Raw genomic sequence first — 17,220 nt, forward strand, 5'->3', positions numbered from 1 at the left:
CAAGGGGGAGAGTTGTTGGAGGTTTCAATGACGGATTCTACCCAAAAGAAAAAATATAAATTGCCGGGCAGGCCGAAGAAACGGCTGTTTATCGGAATGCTGGCACTGACTACGGTGTTGGCTTCGGTGGTGCTTTATGGCATTTGGTATATTGCCCGTTTAGGGCTGGCCGAAATAGCAGAGCCACTGCCTATGGTGGTCGGTGCGCTGTTTGCCCTGCTCAGCGGCGGGGCAATGCTCGCCATTTTGAATATGGTGCTGGCGGTCAAGGGCTGGTTTTATTTGCCCTTTTTGCAGCGGCAGACCTATGAGCTGATCAATGTGCTCTTTCCCGTGGCCGTATATGTTGCCAAAATTTTTGGCGTGGGAAAGCGGAAGTTGGAAGGCTCGTTCATTGCTACCAGCAATCTGCTGTTTAACCGTTTGGGGCTTAAGGTCCCGGCAGACCGATTGCTGGTAGTAACGCCGCATTGTCTGCAGCTGGCGACCTGCCCGCATAAAATCACGCGTGACCCGCAGAATTGTAAGCGCTGTGGCGGCTGTGATATCGGTTCACTGGTGACGTTGTCGGAAGAAATGGGGTTTCATTTCTTTGTGGCTACCGGTGGTACTTTGGCCCGGCAGGTGGTGTATAATACCCGGCCGCAGGCGGTGCTGGCCATTGCCTGTGAGCGCGATTTAATGAGCGGGATTCAGGATGTTTATCCCCTGCCGGCCGTTGGGGTGCTAAACATTCGTCCGAACGGCCCCTGCTATAACACCCATGTGGACATGGCCGAAGTCCGTGCCCAGCTGGAAAAAATCATCATTCCCAAGGAGCAAGATAATGGATAAAGCGCGGGAAATCGCGATTAAGATATTAAATGAAGTGCATGAGGAAGGAGCCTATGCCAATGTGGCTTTGGCCCGTCATCTGCGCAAGGCTGACCTTAGTGACCAGGACCGCCGCTTTGTGACGGAACTGGTTTATGGCGCGGTCAAGGCTGGGGATACGTTGGATTGGATTCTGCGCCGCTATGTGAACCGGCCATTGAAGAAAATCCCGCCCATGGTGCGGGATATCCTGCGGCTGGGGCTTTACCAGATTTTCTATCTGGATAAGGTGCCCGCTTCGGCAGCCTGCAATACGGCGGTGGAGCTGACCAAGAAGTACAGTCATGCCGGTACCGTAAAATTTGTCAATGCCGTTCTGCGCACCGCTGTGCGGGAGCCGGAAAAGGCGGCTTTCCCCGAAGGTAAGGGCAAGGCAACGGAAGGCTTAGCACTAAAGAGCCAGCATCCTTACTGGCTCGTGAAGCGCTGGGTCAAGCAGTTTGGTTTTGAAGAAGCGGAAGCGCTCTGCGCCTTTGATAACGGCCAGCCGGTCTTATCGGTGCGCACCAATACGCTGAAAACCAAGCGAACAGAACTCATGATGGCCCTCAAAGAAGCTGGCGCGGAAGTGCAGGAAAGCCAGTGGACGCCTGAAGGCATATTGGTTACGGCGCATGGTGCCTTGGATAATCTTGCCCCCCTGCAGGAAGGCCTGTGTCAGGTGCAGGACGAAAGTTCCATGTTGGTTGCTCATGTGGTTGACCCGCAGCCCGGTGAACTCATTATCGACTGCTGCAGTGCTCCGGGCGGCAAGACCACCCATATGGCAGCGCTTATGGATAATAAAGGCCGCATTGTGGCCGGAGATATCTATGAGCATAAGCTGGAGCGCATTGAGGAAAATGCCAAACGTTTGGGCATTGATATCATTGAACCTAACTTGCTCGATGCCCGCGAAGTGGGCGAGGAATACGAAGATATGGCCGACCGCGTGCTCGTGGATGCACCGTGTTCCGGTCTGGGTGTTCTGCGGCGCAAGCCCGATGCCCGCTGGAATAAGTGTGCTGAGGAGATTGCGGCTTTGCCGCCACTTCAGGGGGAAATCCTTGATAGTGCCGCCAAGGCACTTAAAGCGGGCGGCGTACTCGTTTACAGTACCTGCACCATTGACCCGTCAGAAAATGACGGGGTGGTGGAGGCCTTTTTGACCCGTCATCCGGAGTTTACGCTGGAACAGACCGGGGATTTTTTGCCGGTGAAGCGTCCGGATAAGATGGTACAGCTTTATCCCCAGCGGGATGGCACCGACGGTTTCTTTATTGCGCGTCTGCGCAAAGCGAAAGGATAAGACATTGACGAATATATTTGGACTGACCTTAGCAGAGCTGCAGGAAGTCTTGGCGCCCTTTAAGGTACAGAAGTTCCGTGCCAAACAGATTGCCGAATGGCTTTATCAGCGCGGAGCAGTGGATTTTTCATCCATGACCAACTTGTCGAAAGCATTGCGGGAGCAGCTGGCGCAGAATTTCATCATTGGCCGTCCGAAGATTAAGGCGCGGCTGGATTCACAGGATGAAAAGACAACGAAGTTCCTGCTCGAATTTGCCGATGGCATTGCCATTGAAACGGTGCTGATGCGTCAGCCTTATGGCAACAGCATCTGCGTATCCACACAGGCAGGCTGCAATATGGGATGCGCTTTTTGCGCCTCCACCTTGCACGGCATGGCACGGAATCTGACCTGTGGCGAGATTCTCTCGCAGGCAGTTGTGATTAATGATATGCTGCGTGAGGAGTCCGGCAGCAAGGTGGATACCATGGTGATTATGGGCAGTGGAGAACCCTTGATGAATTACGACGAAGTTGTGAAGTTCTTGCGCCTTATCCATGAGTCCTACACTTTAGGATTAGGTTATCGCAATATCACGCTGTCCACATCCGGTATCGTACCGGGAATGTATCAGTTGGCAGAGGAAGGTCTGCCGATTTCCCTGTCGGTTTCCCTGCATGCACCAAATCAGGAACTGCGCTCGGAAATCATGCCCATCAATCGCAAATATCCGCTGAAGGATGTGGTGGCGGCGGCCAAGAATTATGCTGACAAGACCAAGCGGCGGGTGACTTACGAATACATCCTGATCGACAAGTTAAACGATGGGGAGCAGCAGGCCAAAGAGCTTACAGCGCTTATGTACGGCCAACTGGCCAGCGTCAACCTCATTCCCATCAATCCCGTGGTGGAGCGCAATCTTCTGCGTCCATCCAAGGCACGGATTGACTGGTTTGAGGGGTATTTGGCGAGCCATCATGTGAACGTGACCGTGCGCCGGGAGATGGGCACGGATATTCAGGCGGCCTGCGGTCAGTTGCGTAATAAGCATTTGCAGGATTAGAGGTGTTACTCTATGGGCATTGGCAAATTAGAATCATTTTTGGAAAATCGTATCGAAGGATTCTTTAATAAGAAGTTCAGCAGTGATTTGGAGCCGGTAGAACTATCTAAGGCGCTGGAAAAGGAAATTGCCCGACAGGGCAAGGGAAAGGCTCAGCGCATGGTGCCCAATCAGTATGTGTTTTTCCTCGCCAAGGAAGACTATCAGCGGCTTTGTGCCCGGCGGATTATCGACGAGCTTTATACAGTAGCCGAAAAACAGGTTATCCTGCAGAATTATCTTATGCAGGGTAACCTGAAGGTGCTTTGTCAGGCCGATGAGGAAAAACAGCGCGGTATCTTCGAGTTAAAAGCCTGTTTTTCAGAGCCGGAGGATGATACACAGACGAAAAACTGTGATGAGCAAAATACGTTGGTACTGGCTAAGCCACGCTTGGGCAGCCAGCAGCCATTGAATCTGCCCAAGGAAATAAAACTCGCTGCTCTGAAAGTTATCGAGGGCCCGGATTTGGATGCGTATCTGGAATTGGGTGAAGGGCAGATTTACATCGGCCGCCGGGATAAAAATGAGTTTATTCTCACCGACCCTAAGGCTTCCCGGCTTCATGCCTGGATTGCTTATGAAAATCACCGTCATATCCTTTATGACGCACAAAGCACTAATGGCACTTTTGTGAACGGTGAGCCGGTGGAATCCGTATGTCTGTGCTCCGGTGATGAAATCCAAATTGGAACAACGGTTTTAGTCTACGAGGTGATTTGATGCAAGGTGCGGCAATGGCCATTAAGGTGGCCAGAGTGGCTTTGGAATATGGTATGCTCTTGTGGCTGATTTACTTTACCGTCAGCCTGTCGCGCAGAATGTTTGGTGAGGTTAAGCAGGAACTGAAGCAACAACATAAGCCTGCGGTCAAACAGAATGAAGCGCTGCTTACCGTAGTGGAGGCCAGCGAGGAAGAACTCCAAGGACGGCGTTTTGCTTTTCAGGAGGAAATAACCATTGGCCGGGGCGCAGAAAATGATGTGCGCATTCCCGAAAATTTTGTTTCCCATCGCCATGCCACGATTTTTCTTCATGGTGCCCAATATGTCATTGAGGATTTGGGCAGTGTGAACCATACGTATGTCAATGGTCAGCCTTTGGAAGGCCAGACTTACTTAAAACCCGGTGATGAAATTCGTGTGGGCATGGTTACCCTAAGGTTCGAGAGGTGAACGAATTGCAGCAGGTTTATAAAGCTACTGACGTAGGCTTAGTGCGTAAAGGCAATGAAGATAATCTGGTGGTTTTTGATACGGTTTATGCAGTTGCAGATGGCATGGGCGGCGAAGCTGCCGGAGAGATTGCCAGTCAAATGTTGGTTGATACCATAAAGGAAAAACTGGCTGGCAGAGATAATATTGGAGAAAGGGAACTTTGTCAGGCTGTCCAGGACGCAAATATGGCTATTCGTCATTATGTTTGGGAACATCCCGCCTGTGAAGGTATGGGCACTACGGCAACGCTGCTGCATATTGATGAGCATTGTTGCCGGGCTTTTTGGGCTCATGTAGGCGACAGCAGGTTATATCTTCTTCGTGGTGGTGCAGAGACTTTGGAACAGATAACTCGTGACCATTCGTATGTAGAGGATTTGGTACGGGAAGGAACGATTACTCACGAAGAAGCAAAGAGACATCCACAACGCAATATGTTGACCCGTGCTGTAGGTGTCATGGAAGAGCTTGTTGTGGATAGCGGTCAGCTGACGATTCATGATGGAGATATTTTCCTGCTGGCTACAGATGGTTTGATGAAGCATGTAGAGGACACTGCAATCACACATATCCTGCGGGAAAATGCGGAAAACCCGGCGCAAGCACTGTTAAATGCAGCTTTGGCTGCTGGCGGCAGGGATAATATTACCGTTGTGGTGGTGAGTCTCACATGAAGAATTGGGGACTTTTAACTGCTCCGCTGGGCATTTTCCTCTGTGGTATGGCTGTTCTGTATTTAAAAATGCAGGGGGCTGTACAAAAGGTGACCAATAACACCTTGCAGGACCCGTTGGTTTATGCGCCGTACCTGTTGGCAACTGTTTTTCTGACGATTGTTATTCAGATGGTGGTTATCCGTCGTCATTTGGATACGTTCATCCTGCCGATCATTCTGATGCTCGTGAGTATTGGCTTGGTGGAAATTGCCCGCTTGAAACCGGTTTTGCTGCTCAGACAGATGCAGTGGTTGTGCATAGCCATGTTGGTGATGTTCATCGTTATTCGTCTTTGGCCGAAAATAAAACGCATGCTCAATTATCCATACCTATTGGGGATTGGCTGTGTGTTTTTGTTGGGACTGCCACTCCTTTTCGGTACGGAAATCGGTGGCAGCAAAAACTGGCTGGTACTTGGGCCGGTATCCTTGCAGCCTTCGGAATTCGGTAAGATTATTCTGTTGTTCTTTTTGGCATCTTATCTGTCTGACCATCGGCGGGTTCTGACTTTGCCTGCGCATAAATTCCTGTTCCTGAAGCTGCCGCCTCTGCGTTTTATCGCGCCCCTTATTTGTATCTGGGGCTTGGCGGTTCTGATGTTCGTGGTGGAAAAGGATTTGGGTTCAGCACTGCTCTTTTTTGGCATGGCGGTGCTTATGACTTATATGTCTACAGGCAGCAAGTCTTATGTGTTTTTGGCCATGGCCTTTATGGGGATGGCCGCTGCTGTCAGTTATGCTATGTTCGGCCATGTACGGGTGCGTTTTGATATCTGGCTTGACCCTTGGGCTGACCCCAATGGAATGGCTTATCAGGTGGTACAGTCACTCTTTGCCATTGGCACGGGCGGACTTTGGGGCACGGGCTTTGGTTTCGGCCATCCCGGCTTTATTCCTGAAGTGCACACGGACTTTATTTTTTCTGCTATCGTGGAGGAAATGGGGCTTACAGCAGGACTTATGCTTATCATCTGCTATGCGCTGCTTTTCTGGCGGGGGATAAAAGGAGCACTGAAGCTGAAGAATGCCAGCGAGGCTTTGTTGATGGCGGGCTGTGGTGTGCTCATACTGTTGCAGATGTTTATTATCATTGCCGGTGTTACCAAATTTTTGCCGCTTACAGGGATTACTCTGCCGTTTGTAAGCTATGGCGGCAGTTCCATGGTTTCCAGTTTTATTCTGCTGGCCATGTTGTTATCATTAACCAAGGAGCAGAAAAATGTCTGATTGGAAGTTAAAACGACAAATTGTACAGGTCGGTGCCTTTCTGCTCGTCATGGTGGCGGTACTTTCTCTCTATATCGCTTACTTAGCGGTTTGGGAAGGGCAGGAACTGGCGGAAAATCCGCTCAATATGCGGGGAGCGGCAGCCAAGGCCGATATTCGCCGGGGCACTATTTTTGACGCTCATGGACGTGTTCTGGCACAAACACAAGGTGATGGTACCAGAACGTATCCTTTGGGCCAGGTGATGGCACATATTACCGGTTATAATGGGGAAAACATTGGCAGTGCGGGGCTGGAAGGTCATGCCAACAGGGAACTGTTGGGGTTGACAGCGGATATGAGCCGTTTAGGGCCAGCTTCGCAGCTTTTGCAGACGGACAGCGGCAATGATGTTAAGACTACAATTGAAGCTGATGCCCAACAGGCTGCTTATGATGGCCTGGCTGGGCGAAAAGGGGCTGTTGTGGTCTTGGATGCAGATACAGGCGCTGTCCTGGCTATGGTCAGTTCTCCGGCCTATGACCCCAATAATGTAGAAGAAAATTGGAAAGCGATGTCGCAGGAAGCAGATGGACCGCTCCTAAATCGTACAGTGCAGGGGCTTTACCCACCGGGATCAACCATTAAGCCTATGATTGCTGATGCAGCACTGACAGAGGGGGTAACCAATGAGCAGGAAACTTTTGACTGTCCTGGTATTTTGGATGTTGGCGGTGGCCATAGCATTCGGGAGAGTCATGGCGAAGTGCACAATCGGGTAGACCTGCGCAAAGCCTTGACGGAATCCTGCAATGTGACCTTTGGTACATTGGGAATGCGCTTAGGCGATGATAAGCTCAAGAAGGCCTTTATCCGCTTTGGCTTTGATCAGTCAATTGGTGGGGAAATCGTTATGACCAGCTCGCATTTGCCGGATTTTGGCAATTTAGGCGGTGGAGATCAGGCGCAGACGGCTATTGGACAGAGCACACTTTTAGTAACACCGATGCATATGGCGTTGCTGGCTTCAGCTTTTGCCCATGGCGGAACGGTGATGAAGCCTTATCTTGTGCAGGAAGTCATTACCCCTGGTGGTTTGGTGGTACATAAGGCTAACCCCGAAAAATGGCTGACGGTGACTACGGAGACCATGGCAGCGAAGGTGCACAGCTATATGGAAGATGTGGTCACCAAGGGAACGGGCAAAGCTGCGCAGGTCGGCGGTGTGGAAGTAGCCGGTAAGACCGGTACTGCCGAAAATCCTCATGGAGAGGATCATGCCTGGTTTATCGGTTCAGCGAAACTGCGCAATCGCAATATCGCTTTTGCCATTATTGTGGAAAACGGTGGCGGCGGCGGCAAAGCAGCAGCACCAATTGCCCGAAAGATAATCCTGAGTTTACAGAACTAATTATAAAATGAGCCTTGGGGAAGGAGAAATTCAATGAACCAGCGTGTCTTGGACAATCGATACGAATTGCAGGAACTCATTGGCGGCGGCGGAATGGCCGATGTGTATAAAGCCAGGGATATATTGCTTGACCGTACTGTGGCGGTCAAAATCCTCCATGAACAATTCAAGCGGGATTCTGAGTTTATTCAGAAGTTTCACCGGGAGGCACAGGCTGCGGCCAAGCTGTCTCATCCCAATATTGTCAATATCTATGATGTTGGGGTAATGGGCGATGACCATTATATCGTCATGGAATACGTGCCGGGCAGCACCTTGAAGGACCGTATCAAACAGGAGGGTCATTTAAGCGTAGAGGCTGCCCTGCGGGTGGCAAAGGATATTGCCAGCGCATTAGCCCATGCTCATGCCAATAATCTGGTGCATTGCGATATCAAACCGCATAATATCCTGATGATGCCAGATGGCAGCGCCAAGGTAGCCGATTTCGGCATTGCCCGGGCAGTGACAGAATCCACGATGACCTATACGGGAAATGTCGTAGGGTCTGTTCATTACTTCTCGCCGGAGCAGGCCAAAGGGACGATGATCACGCCCCGCTCGGATGTTTATGCTCTGGGCGTGGTCCTCTATGAAATGCTGACTGGGCAGTTGCCGTTCACGGGGGAAACACCGGTAAGCATTGCCATGAAACACTTGCAGGAGCAGCCCCGTTCGGTGCGGCAGCTGGATGAAACCATTCCGCCTGTAGTTGAGGCTATCGTTGCCCAGGCTATGCAGAAAGATGCCAATATGCGTCCGAGCAGCAGTGAACTCATGCAGGATATCGCACAGGCGCAGCAAATGCTGGGAGGATATAGTGCGGGGGTTGCTGACCCTTATGCTACGCAGGTTTTGCCCCGGGTAAAAGAATCCATGCCTGTCAGCCGGGGAGAGCGTTATACGCAGCCGTCATATGTTGAGAAAGAACCGGAAGAAACGTCGGTGTTCAAATCCAAGAAATTTATCGCCGGTCTGGTGATGGTACTCATGATGGGGTTCTTTGTCGGTGCATTTTTGAGCTTTGGTAAGTTCTGGAGCACAGCAGAAGTAGAAGTGCCGGATGTTACCGGCAAGCAGATGACTTTAGCCAAACAGATTTTGGAAGATAAACGCTTGCGGGTTAAAGTGGACGAAGAGTTCAGTGCAGAGGTTCCGGCAGGCATGGTTATTTCTCAGGATCCCGAAGGCGGCGCCAAGGTCAAGGAAGAACGTACGATTACCATTAAGGTCAGCAAGGGCGGCGAAAATATCGAAATGCCTGATGTGCGTGGCTTGAAACAGGCAGATGCTGTGGCTAAAATAGAAAAAATGGGGTTGAAGGTAGGCCGGATTTCAGAACGGACTTCTGATGAGGAAGAAGCTGGTGTCGTCATAGCTTCTGATCCGCGGGCAGGTACCAGAGTGACCAAAGGCGAAAGTGTTGATTTGGTCATCAGCAAAGGCCAGCGTAAAGAAAAGAAGGCATCTGTTCCCGATGTAACGGGCCTGCCGCTGGAATCTGCACGTAAGACTCTTACCAGTGCTGGTTTTAAGATTGGCAGTGTGGAGAAAAAAGCCAGCAAGCAGGCGGCTGGCACGGTTATCAGCCAGAGCCCTGGAGGCAGTGCGGAAGCACTGGCCGGTGAATCCATTCATCTGGTGGTTGCTGAAACGGGCAAGGTTGAAGAAGAGAAGAAAGATAAACAGACCAAACAGGATAATACTGATGGCAAGCAGGAAGCGGTGACACCTAAGCCGAATGAAACGAGCAAAAGCCGCTGAGATGGTGTTGATTGATTAGGGAGGAGCATTTATGCATTTAGAGGAAGGCCGGGTAATCAAGGCCTATAACAGCTTCTTCTATGTACAGACGGAAACGGAGCTTGTTTCCTGCAAGCTTCGTGGTAAGTTTAAAAAGACCCGCAAGAGTCAAGGGGTAGTGCCAGGAGACAAGGTGCTTATCGGCAGATTGCCCGATGGCACAGGCGTGGTGGAAGAACAGCTGCCAAGGGCGAGCCTGCTGCGCCGTCCGGCAGTTGCTAACGTAACACAGGTGATTTTGACCTTTGCTGCCGCTCAGCCGGATTTACATCCGCTGCTTTTAAACCGTTTTTTGGTGCTGGCCGAGTGGTCGGGGCTGAAAAATATCCTGATTTGCGTCAATAAGACGGATTTGTACAGTGGTGACAGCGCAGCCTTTTTGCAGCTCTATGAGCAGGCAGGCTATCGGGTTCTGCGTGTGTCGGCCAAGGAAAATCTGGGTATTGATGAATTGCGGCAGGCACTAGCCGGCGAGACGACGGTTTTTGCCGGACCGTCCGGTGTGGGTAAATCCTCGCTGCTCAATGCAATTGATGCGAATTTATCCTTAGCGACAGGGCAGGTCAGTGATAAAATTAAGCGTGGGCGGCATACCACCCGCGTAGCTGAGCTTTTGCCCTATGAGCAGGGCTTTATCGTGGATACGCCGGGCTTTAGTGCAATGGAACTGGGCGAAATTCCCCTTGACGAACTGGCAGGCTTTTTCCCGGAATTCCGACCCTATTTAGGGCAGTGCCGCTTTGCTCCCTGCAGCCATACCCATGAGCCGGATTGCGGCATCAAGGCTGCCTGGGAAGCTGGGGAGATTTCGCAGGAACGCTACGAGGCCTATCAGACCATTTATAAGGAAATACAGGAAGCGCAACAATTGAAACGAAAGAAGGAATACAAATGATTAAGATTGCACCCTCCATTTTGTCGGCAGATTTTGCTCATCTGGCTGATGAAGTAAAGAAGGTTACAGATGCCGGTGCTGAATACATCCACATTGATGTTATGGACGGCAGTTTTGTGCCGAACATCACTTTGGGCTCATTGGTTGTTAAATCTTTGCGCCCGACCAGCAAGGCGATTTTTGATGTACACCTGATGGTGGAACATCCGGAAACGCATATTGAAACCTTTGCCGAGGCCGGTGCGGATATCATCACCTTCCATTGGGAAGCTGCCCGTCATCATCACCGCATTATTCAGCAGATTAAGGCCGCTGGCTGCAAAGTGGGTATTGCGCTGAATCCGGGCACGCCGCTCGCCATGATTGAAGAAATCTTGCCCGATGTGGATATGGTGCTCATTATGACGGTAAACCCGGGCTTTGGCGGACAGAAGTTTATCGAATCCCAACTCGAAAAAATCCATATGCTCTATCATACGATTAAGGATATGGGCTTTACCTGTGATATCGAAGTTGATGGCGGCATCAATGCTGAAACCAGCAAGCTGGTGCAGGAAGCTGGTGCCAATGTTTTGGTAGCTGGTTCGGCTGTCTATGGTGCTGAAGATGTAGCGGCAGCCATCAAGGCAATCCGCGGTTAATTAAGGAGAGGTAAGAAATGGCAAAAGAAAAAGCAGTAGTTCTGCTCTCCGGCGGCCTGGACAGCTGTACCTGTATGGCTGTGGCCAAGGAAGCTGGCTATGAAGTATATCCCATCAGCTTTAACTATCATCAGCGTCATAGCATTGAGCTCGAAGGGGCGAAGAAAATCGCGAAGTTCTACGATGTGCCCAAACATTTGATTATCGAAACCAATATGGAGGCTATTGGCGGCTCGGCGCTGACCGACAGTCATATCGAGGTGCCGGACGGGGATGTGAACCGGGATGATGTGCCCATTACCTATGTGCCAGCCCGCAATCTGATTTTCCTGTCCTATGCTATGGCCTATGCGGAAGTTGTAGGGGCAACGCATGTTTATATCGGTGTAAACTCCATCGATTATTCCGGCTATCCGGACTGCCGCCCGGAATTCATTCAGAAGTTCCAGTCTCTGGCTGATTATGCGACCACGGCTACGGCAGTTAATGGCACGAAAATCACGATTGAAACGCCATTGCAGGATTTGTCCAAAAAGGAAATCGTACAGCTTGGCTCGAAACTCGGTGCACCCTTGCAGTTTACCCATAGCTGTTACAAGGGCGGTGAAAAGGCCTGCGGTGTCTGCGACAGCTGCAAACTGCGCCTGCAGGGCTTTGCTGAAGCTGGCGTGGAAGACCCTGTGGAATATGAAACGAGGAATTCATAATGCAGGACGTACAAAACCGCCAGGATAAACGCGGTATTGCCATCCAGAAGGTAGGCATTAAGGAAGCTCATCTGCCCTTTTTGATTAAGACCAAAGAGGGGGGCTATCAGCAGGTGCTCGCCAGAGTGCGCTTTACGGTAGCTCTGCCGAGTCAGTACAAGGGTACGCATATGAGCCGCTTTTTGGAAATCCTGATGCCCTGGAGCAAAAAGCCGCTGGCGGAAACGGAAATGGAGGCTATGCTCTCTGAGGCTTTGGAGCGTTTGGAAGCCCATTCGGCCGAAGTAGAGCTTTCCTTCAAATACTTTGTGGATAAGGTGGCACCGGTAAGCCGCCGCACTTCGGTGCTGGATTTGGACTGTTGCTTCACTGGCCGCAAGGAGCAGGGCAAGCCCATGGAATTTCAGTTGGGCGTGGAGGTTCCGTTTACCTCGCTATGTCCCTGCAGCAAGGAAATTTCCAGCTATGGTGCCCATAATCAGCGTTCAGTAGCCCGGATTCAGCTGCGCTTCAAGGAGGGCTATGACTGCATTTTCATCGAAGATTTGGCCGAATTGGTGGAACGGCAGGGGTCTTCGCCAATTTATCCGCTACTGAAGCGGGAGGACGAAAAGTTTGTCACCGAAGCCGCTTATGAAAATCCCAAATTTGTGGAGGATATTCTACGGGATACGGTGCTAGTGCTGCGGGATATTGAAGGCCTAGGCTGGTTTTCCGTGGAATGTGAGAATTATGAGTCCATTCACAACCACAGTGCTTACGCAGCACATGAGGAAGAACTATAACTATCCCAAGGGACGGTTTGCATGAGTAAAGTTTACAAACGGTTTATCGTACTTATCCTGCTGGTGGTTGTTATCTCCGGCGTGGTTATCTATACAACCGTTGATATCAATACCCTGAAAAATCTAAATCGTTTTCAGCCCTGGTCAATTGGGCTGGCTGTGCTGGCGGTAGGACTCGGCATGTTCTTTGACGGCAGCCGTCTGATGCATATGGTCAAGATTTCCAATGAGAAAATCAGTCTGTATCAGGCCGTGCAGGTGGTCTTTGGCAACTATTTTCTGGCACTCTTAACGCCGGGAGCAACCGGCGGGGCTGTGGCCCAGCTGATGTTTTTGCGCCATGCGGGCGTGCCTACGGGGAAAGCGACCGTGCTCGTTATCGTGCGTACGCTGTTGTCCATCTTCTTTTTGGTGCTCTGTATGCCCTTTATCTTTCTGCATGATGAAGGGATTGTGCCGGGCATTTCCAATCATACCCTGATGGCGATTACCCTTACGGCCTTTGTGGTCATTATCGCCATTGTGGTGGGGGCGCGTCAGGGGACGCTGGATTACTTTGTCATCCACTTTACCCGTCGCATGAAAAACAGCCGCCGGCGCAAGGTTTTTGCCTTTTATCGCGATACGAAATGCGCGATTGCCCTGCTGTTGCAGTCGCCCTGGAAAATGCTGCTGGTCTTTGTCGAATCCGGTTTGAATCTCTTGTGTATTTATGCCATTGTGCCCTGTCTGTTGCTAGGATTGGGTGTTACCGATGCCGATTGGTATACCGTGATGGGGCGTATGATTTTTCTCAATATGCTGCTGTACTTCACGCCGACTCCCGGTGGTTCCGGTATAGCAGAGGGCGGTTTCGTGCTCTTGTTCAGTGAAACAGTGCCCGCGGGGACTGTGGGCATTATCGCCGTCTGTTGGCGCCTGATTGCCGAATATATTCCCTTCCTGATTGGGCTATATTACACATTAACGGTGTTCGGCCGCGACTTCCTGAGCCGTCAGCTGAATAAGTAGGTGAATTTATGGCAAAAGAACTACGTTCCGGCTATACCACCGGCGCCTGTGCGGCTGCCGGTGTCAAGGCCGCCCTGCTCTATGAACAGGGAGAAGATTGGGATAGCATAGAACTCCGTGCCCTTGATGGCACGGAGCTTCTTATACCTGTAAAAAAAATTGTCAAAGATGAACGGGGCCTTACCGCTGAAGTGGTGAAATTTTCCGGTGATGACCCGGATATCACCAATGGCGTATCGGTATTTACCACAGTTCGTCATTTAGAGGCAGCGCCGCCGGAAATTACCTTTAAGGCAGGTCTGGGCATTGGTACGGTGACGAAGCCCGGGCTGTCCGTGCCAGTGGGGCAGCCGTCCATCAATCCCGGCCCTCGGCAATTAATCCGCAATGTCGTAGCTGAGGTATTGGGAACGGACAAAATCCCTTTGGAAGTCACGATTTCCATTCCGGCCGGTGTGGAACTGGCGAAACAGACCCTTAATCCCATTTTGGGGGTTGAAGGGGGGATATCGGTTATCGGCACGACGGGGGTTTTGCGGCCAATGTCTGAGGAAGGCTTTAAAAATTCCTTGGTGCCGCAGATTGATGTGGCCAAGGCGGCAGGTTTTGATGCGCTGGTTTTTGTGCCCGGCAAGATTGGCGAGCGGCTGGCAGGCAAATGGCAGCTGCCTGCGCAGGCCATGGTGCAGACCAGCAACTTTATCGGTTTTATGCTCGAAGCGGCGCAGCAACGGGATATCAAACGGGTGTTGCTGTTCGGTCATATTGGCAAGCTGGTCAAGGTGGCGGCAGGCTGTTTTTACACCCATAACCGCATTGCCGATGGCCGTTTGGAAACCATAGCGGCCTATGGCGCAGCCGAAGGGCTTAGTACCCGTGATGTACAGGCGGTTCTAAACGCCAATACCACGGAAGATGCTTTGGCCGTGTTGGACAGGGCAGGTTTGAAAGGTGTGGTATGTCAGCGCTTGGCTGAACGTGCCAGCCTGCGCGCCCAGCGTTATCTGTTTCAGAAGATGCAGATAGGTACGGTGATGGTGGCCATGAGCGGGGAGCTTTTGGGTATGGACGAAACAGCGGCAAGCATTTGCCGGGATTTAGGCGGGGAGGTGCCAAATGGAAACGCAGAATAAAATCGTGGTCGTGGGCATTGGCCCCGGCAATCCCGATTATATCGTGCCCAAGGGACTTAAAGCCATTGAGCAGGCAAAGTTCCTCGTGGGAGGCAGAAGGGCTCTAAATCAGTTTGCCGCTGACGGGCAGGAAACCTGTCCGATAACAGCAGATATTCAGGGCGTGATGGATTTTATTCGCGCGAAGGTGAAACTGGATAATGTCGTGGCAATGGTATCTGGTGACCCGGGGTATTATTCGTTGCTTGATGCTTTGCGGAGGGAATTTCCGGCTGAACAGATAACGGTAATCCCCGGTATCAGTGCCATGCAATATGCCTTTGCCCGCCTGGCCCTGCCCTGGCATGATGCCACGCTGGCCAGCTTTCATGGGCGTACGCCGACAGCGCAGGATATTGCCTACAAACAGGGAAAAATATTGGGCCTGCTCACCGATAGCAAGTATAACTCCCAAACCATTGCAGAGATTTTGCTGCAGGCAGGCTGGCCCAAAACGCAAACCATGCACATCTGCAGCCACCTGTCCTATGATGATGAAACAGTCGTTACGACAACGCTGGGAGAGGCAATAAAACTGACTGCTGTCGCGCATTGTATTTTGATTATCGTTTAAAATATCCCCCTGGGGGGCTTGTGCAGAAATCGTATGAGCTGTTATCATCGAAATGAGATTGATTTTCGATGATAAGGAGTTTTGCTGTGCGATTACAACAAGAAGACAGACATTATTTGGGCATAGCCATGCCTGCCGCCTTGGAAGGACTCTTTATGGTATTGCTTTCCTCGGTGGACATCATCATGGTGGGCGTGCTCGGAACGGCGGCTATTGCGGCGGTGAGTATCTTCACCCAGCCGCGCATGATGCTCTTGTGTGTGGTGCGGTCGGTGGCTTCGGTGCTCACTTTGCTCACTGCCCGCAAGTTTGGGGAGAAGAAATTACAGGAAGTGCCTGCGCTCTTGGCGCGGACACTTTTTTGTATGCTCATTCTGATGGGCACGCTCCATGTGCTTTTCTTCCTGCATTTAGAGGGGATTCTAAGCTGGATGGGAGCCAAGGAGGAATATATGGCGGCGGCGCTAGCTTATGGTGATATTGCTTTGGGCGGCGTGTTTTTGACGACGGTATCCACCATTCTGCAGGCTGTGCAACTAGGTTATGGCCATACCAAACAGGTTATGAGTGCCAATGTACAGGGCAATGTGGTCAACATTATCGCCAATGCCCTGTTGATTTTTGGACTGGGCCCCTTCCCGGAAATGGGCGTAGTTGGTGCCGCTGTTGGTACAGTTATCGGTACAGGCTGGACATTGGGCGTTACGGGGTATCAACTCAAAAACAGCGAGTGGTCAGGCTGGGGCAGTTTTTTGCCGACCCGCGCGTATTTTCAGGAATTTTTGCCAGTCTTTGGCGGCGTGTTCAGCGAGCAGGGCTTTGAGCGTATCGGTATGGTGCTTTATACGCGCATGGTCGCAGAACTCGGTACGGCGGCCTATGCCGTGCATGCCATCTGCATGAACTTCTGCGATTTTTATTACTGCTTTGCAGGCGGCTTGGGCAAGGCCAATATGGTGATGGCCGGTCATGCCCATGGGGCAGGCGATTGGAACTACTGGCAGCGGCAGCTGCGGGCAGGACTCAAATGGAGTTTTGTGTTCTCGCTGATTTCCTTTGCCGCCACTTATGTACTGCGTGAGGAAATCTTTGGCATCTATTCCCATGAGGCAGAACTTCTGCCGCTAGGGGCTTTGATTATGATTTTTGTAGCGGCGGTGAGTTTCCCCGAAGCCCATGCCATGGTCTGCGCAGGTGTCCTTCGGGGCAGCGGCAAGACGAGTCAGGTCGCTGCCTATTCCTTTGTGAGCATCGCCTTCCTGCGGCCGCTTGTCACCGCTTTTTTCTTGCAGGTACTCGATTTGGGGCTGGCAGGTGCGTGGCTCGCCCTGGCGATTGACCAGTCACTGCGGGCGTCCTGTGCATCATTTTTGCTCTGGCGCCTATGGAAAGCCCGCCCGCAAATTGTCTGTGACTCTTGACACATAAGGGGAGAGAATGATAAAATTTTATTTGTCTTATTGTGTATTGAGAGTGGTTATTAATTATTAATTATTAATACCGATTGAATCAGGTGTCGGAAGACTTAATAGAGAATCCGGTATATGCCGGAGCGGTCCCGCCACTGTAACAGGGAGTCATATTGCATAAAAGTCACTGGAGAGGGGAAAGCCTCTTTGGGAAGGCGCGATATGATGATGAACTGAAGCCAGGAGAACTGCCTGATTGACAATCACCGCAAGAAACAGTTTACCGTTTCTTACACCCGCGAGCGATGGGGATGGGGATTTTACTGGAGTTTGTTACGGTGAGCCTGTCTGCATTTTTATGCGGACAGGCTTTTTTTATTTTTTTTAGGA

General features: G+C 51.2%; 17 protein-coding genes and 1 riboswitch. All 17 genes read left to right on the forward strand.

What is annotated here, in order from left to right; genetic code table 11:
• The first annotated feature begins 27 nt into the window (after positions 1–27).
• Positions 28–834 (forward strand): DUF116 domain-containing protein, encoded by an 807-nt coding sequence (locus G598_RS0106725; protein WP_026766303.1) that lies wholly within the window; start codon positions 28–30, stop codon positions 832–834.
• Positions 827–2,161 (forward strand): 16S rRNA (cytosine(967)-C(5))-methyltransferase RsmB, encoded by a 1,335-nt coding sequence (rsmB, locus tag G598_RS0106730; protein WP_026766304.1) that lies wholly within the window; start codon positions 827–829, stop codon positions 2,159–2,161. The genes G598_RS0106725 and rsmB overlap by 8 nt, the downstream gene beginning before the upstream one ends.
• A 4-nt stretch (positions 2,162–2,165) precedes the next feature.
• Positions 2,166–3,206: a dual-specificity RNA methyltransferase RlmN gene (gene rlmN / locus G598_RS0106735; protein WP_026766305.1), complete on the forward strand. Its 1,041-nt coding sequence runs from the start codon at positions 2,166–2,168 to the stop codon at positions 3,204–3,206.
• A gap of 12 nt (positions 3,207–3,218) precedes the next feature.
• Positions 3,219–3,968, forward strand: a complete 750-nt coding sequence (locus tag G598_RS0106740; protein WP_026766306.1) for an FhaA domain-containing protein — start codon at positions 3,219–3,221, stop codon at positions 3,966–3,968.
• Positions 3,968–4,420, forward strand: coding sequence for an FHA domain-containing protein (locus G598_RS0106745; RefSeq protein ID WP_026766307.1), 453 nt, complete (start codon positions 3,968–3,970; stop codon positions 4,418–4,420). Before G598_RS0106740 ends, G598_RS0106745 begins: the two co-directional genes overlap by 1 nt.
• Positions 4,417–5,136, forward strand: coding sequence for a Stp1/IreP family PP2C-type Ser/Thr phosphatase (locus tag G598_RS0106750; protein WP_336433144.1), 720 nt, complete (start codon positions 4,417–4,419; stop codon positions 5,134–5,136). The genes G598_RS0106745 and G598_RS0106750 overlap by 4 nt, the downstream gene beginning before the upstream one ends.
• Complete coding sequence (locus G598_RS0106755) at positions 5,133–6,404, forward strand: FtsW/RodA/SpoVE family cell cycle protein (protein WP_026766309.1); 1,272 nt, start codon at positions 5,133–5,135, stop codon at positions 6,402–6,404. The genes G598_RS0106750 and G598_RS0106755 overlap by 4 nt, the downstream gene beginning before the upstream one ends.
• On the forward strand, positions 6,397–7,794 hold the full coding sequence (locus G598_RS0106760; RefSeq protein WP_026766310.1) for a peptidoglycan D,D-transpeptidase FtsI family protein: 1,398 nt from the start codon (positions 6,397–6,399) through the stop codon (positions 7,792–7,794). The genes G598_RS0106755 and G598_RS0106760 overlap by 8 nt, the downstream gene beginning before the upstream one ends.
• Positions 7,795–7,827: 33 nt before the next feature.
• On the forward strand, positions 7,828–9,597 hold the full coding sequence (gene pknB, locus G598_RS0106765) for a Stk1 family PASTA domain-containing Ser/Thr kinase (protein ID WP_026766311.1): 1,770 nt from the start codon (positions 7,828–7,830) through the stop codon (positions 9,595–9,597).
• A gap of 31 nt (positions 9,598–9,628) precedes the next feature.
• Complete coding sequence (rsgA, locus tag G598_RS0106770; RefSeq protein WP_026766312.1) at positions 9,629–10,531, forward strand: ribosome small subunit-dependent GTPase A; 903 nt, start codon at positions 9,629–9,631, stop codon at positions 10,529–10,531.
• The gene (gene rpe, locus G598_RS0106775) at positions 10,528–11,172 is read left to right on the forward strand and encodes a ribulose-phosphate 3-epimerase (protein ID WP_026766313.1); all 645 of its coding nucleotides are present in this window, start codon (positions 10,528–10,530) and stop codon (positions 11,170–11,172) included. The genes rsgA and rpe overlap by 4 nt, the downstream gene beginning before the upstream one ends.
• Before the next feature lie 17 nt (positions 11,173–11,189).
• Entirely contained in the window at positions 11,190–11,879 is a 690-nt protein-coding gene (gene queC, locus G598_RS0106780) for a 7-cyano-7-deazaguanine synthase QueC (RefSeq protein WP_026766314.1), read from the forward strand.
• Positions 11,879–12,664, forward strand: a complete 786-nt coding sequence (folE2, locus tag G598_RS0106785; protein ID WP_026766315.1) for a GTP cyclohydrolase FolE2 — start codon at positions 11,879–11,881, stop codon at positions 12,662–12,664. Before queC ends, folE2 begins: the two co-directional genes overlap by 1 nt.
• Positions 12,665–12,685: 21 nt before the next feature.
• Positions 12,686–13,675, forward strand: a complete 990-nt coding sequence (locus G598_RS0106790) for a lysylphosphatidylglycerol synthase transmembrane domain-containing protein (protein ID WP_026766316.1) — start codon at positions 12,686–12,688, stop codon at positions 13,673–13,675.
• An 8-nt stretch (positions 13,676–13,683) separates the two neighbouring features.
• On the forward strand, positions 13,684–14,808 hold the full coding sequence (cbiD, locus tag G598_RS0106795) for a cobalt-precorrin-5B (C(1))-methyltransferase CbiD (RefSeq protein WP_026766317.1): 1,125 nt from the start codon (positions 13,684–13,686) through the stop codon (positions 14,806–14,808).
• Positions 14,792–15,421 (forward strand): precorrin-6y C5,15-methyltransferase (decarboxylating) subunit CbiE, encoded by a 630-nt coding sequence (cbiE, locus tag G598_RS0106800; RefSeq protein WP_026766318.1) that lies wholly within the window; start codon positions 14,792–14,794, stop codon positions 15,419–15,421. Before cbiD ends, cbiE begins: the two co-directional genes overlap by 17 nt.
• Positions 15,422–15,507: 86 nt before the next feature.
• Positions 15,508–16,842, forward strand: coding sequence for an MATE family efflux transporter (locus G598_RS0106805; protein WP_026766319.1), 1,335 nt, complete (start codon positions 15,508–15,510; stop codon positions 16,840–16,842).
• A 73-nt stretch (positions 16,843–16,915) separates the two neighbouring features.
• Positions 16,916–17,100: riboswitch (cobalamin riboswitch) on the forward strand.
• The last annotated feature ends 120 nt before the right edge of the window (positions 17,101–17,220 follow it).

The organism is Selenomonas ruminantium subsp. ruminantium ATCC 12561, assembly GCF_000424065.1.
GTDB lineage: Bacteria > Bacillota > Negativicutes > Selenomonadales > Selenomonadaceae > Selenomonas_A > Selenomonas_A ruminantium.

Bases quoted from the DNA above. Each gene is read 5' to 3' on its own strand.
- rsmB (WP_026766304.1), top strand. From the start codon at position 827: ATGGATAAAGCGCGGGAAATCGCGATTAAGATATTAAATGAAGTGCAT.
- cbiD (WP_026766317.1), top strand. From the start codon at position 13,684: ATGGCAAAAGAACTACGTTCCGGCTATACCACCGGCGCCTGTGCGGCT.
- G598_RS0106760 (WP_026766310.1), top strand. From the start codon at position 6,397: ATGTCTGATTGGAAGTTAAAACGACAAATTGTACAGGTCGGTGCCTTT.
- G598_RS0106740 (WP_026766306.1), top strand. From the start codon at position 3,219: ATGGGCATTGGCAAATTAGAATCATTTTTGGAAAATCGTATCGAAGGA.
- G598_RS0106755 (WP_026766309.1), top strand. From the start codon at position 5,133: ATGAAGAATTGGGGACTTTTAACTGCTCCGCTGGGCATTTTCCTCTGT.
- rpe (WP_026766313.1), top strand. From the start codon at position 10,528: ATGATTAAGATTGCACCCTCCATTTTGTCGGCAGATTTTGCTCATCTG.
- G598_RS0106745 (WP_026766307.1), top strand. From the start codon at position 3,968: ATGCAAGGTGCGGCAATGGCCATTAAGGTGGCCAGAGTGGCTTTGGAA.
- pknB (WP_026766311.1), top strand. From the start codon at position 7,828: ATGAACCAGCGTGTCTTGGACAATCGATACGAATTGCAGGAACTCATT.
- folE2 (WP_026766315.1), top strand. From the start codon at position 11,879: ATGCAGGACGTACAAAACCGCCAGGATAAACGCGGTATTGCCATCCAG.
- cbiE (WP_026766318.1), top strand. From the start codon at position 14,792: ATGGAAACGCAGAATAAAATCGTGGTCGTGGGCATTGGCCCCGGCAAT.
- G598_RS0106790 (WP_026766316.1), top strand. From the start codon at position 12,686: ATGAGTAAAGTTTACAAACGGTTTATCGTACTTATCCTGCTGGTGGTT.
- queC (WP_026766314.1), top strand. From the start codon at position 11,190: ATGGCAAAAGAAAAAGCAGTAGTTCTGCTCTCCGGCGGCCTGGACAGC.
- G598_RS0106725 (WP_026766303.1), top strand. From the start codon at position 28: ATGACGGATTCTACCCAAAAGAAAAAATATAAATTGCCGGGCAGGCCG.
- rsgA (WP_026766312.1), top strand. From the start codon at position 9,629: ATGCATTTAGAGGAAGGCCGGGTAATCAAGGCCTATAACAGCTTCTTC.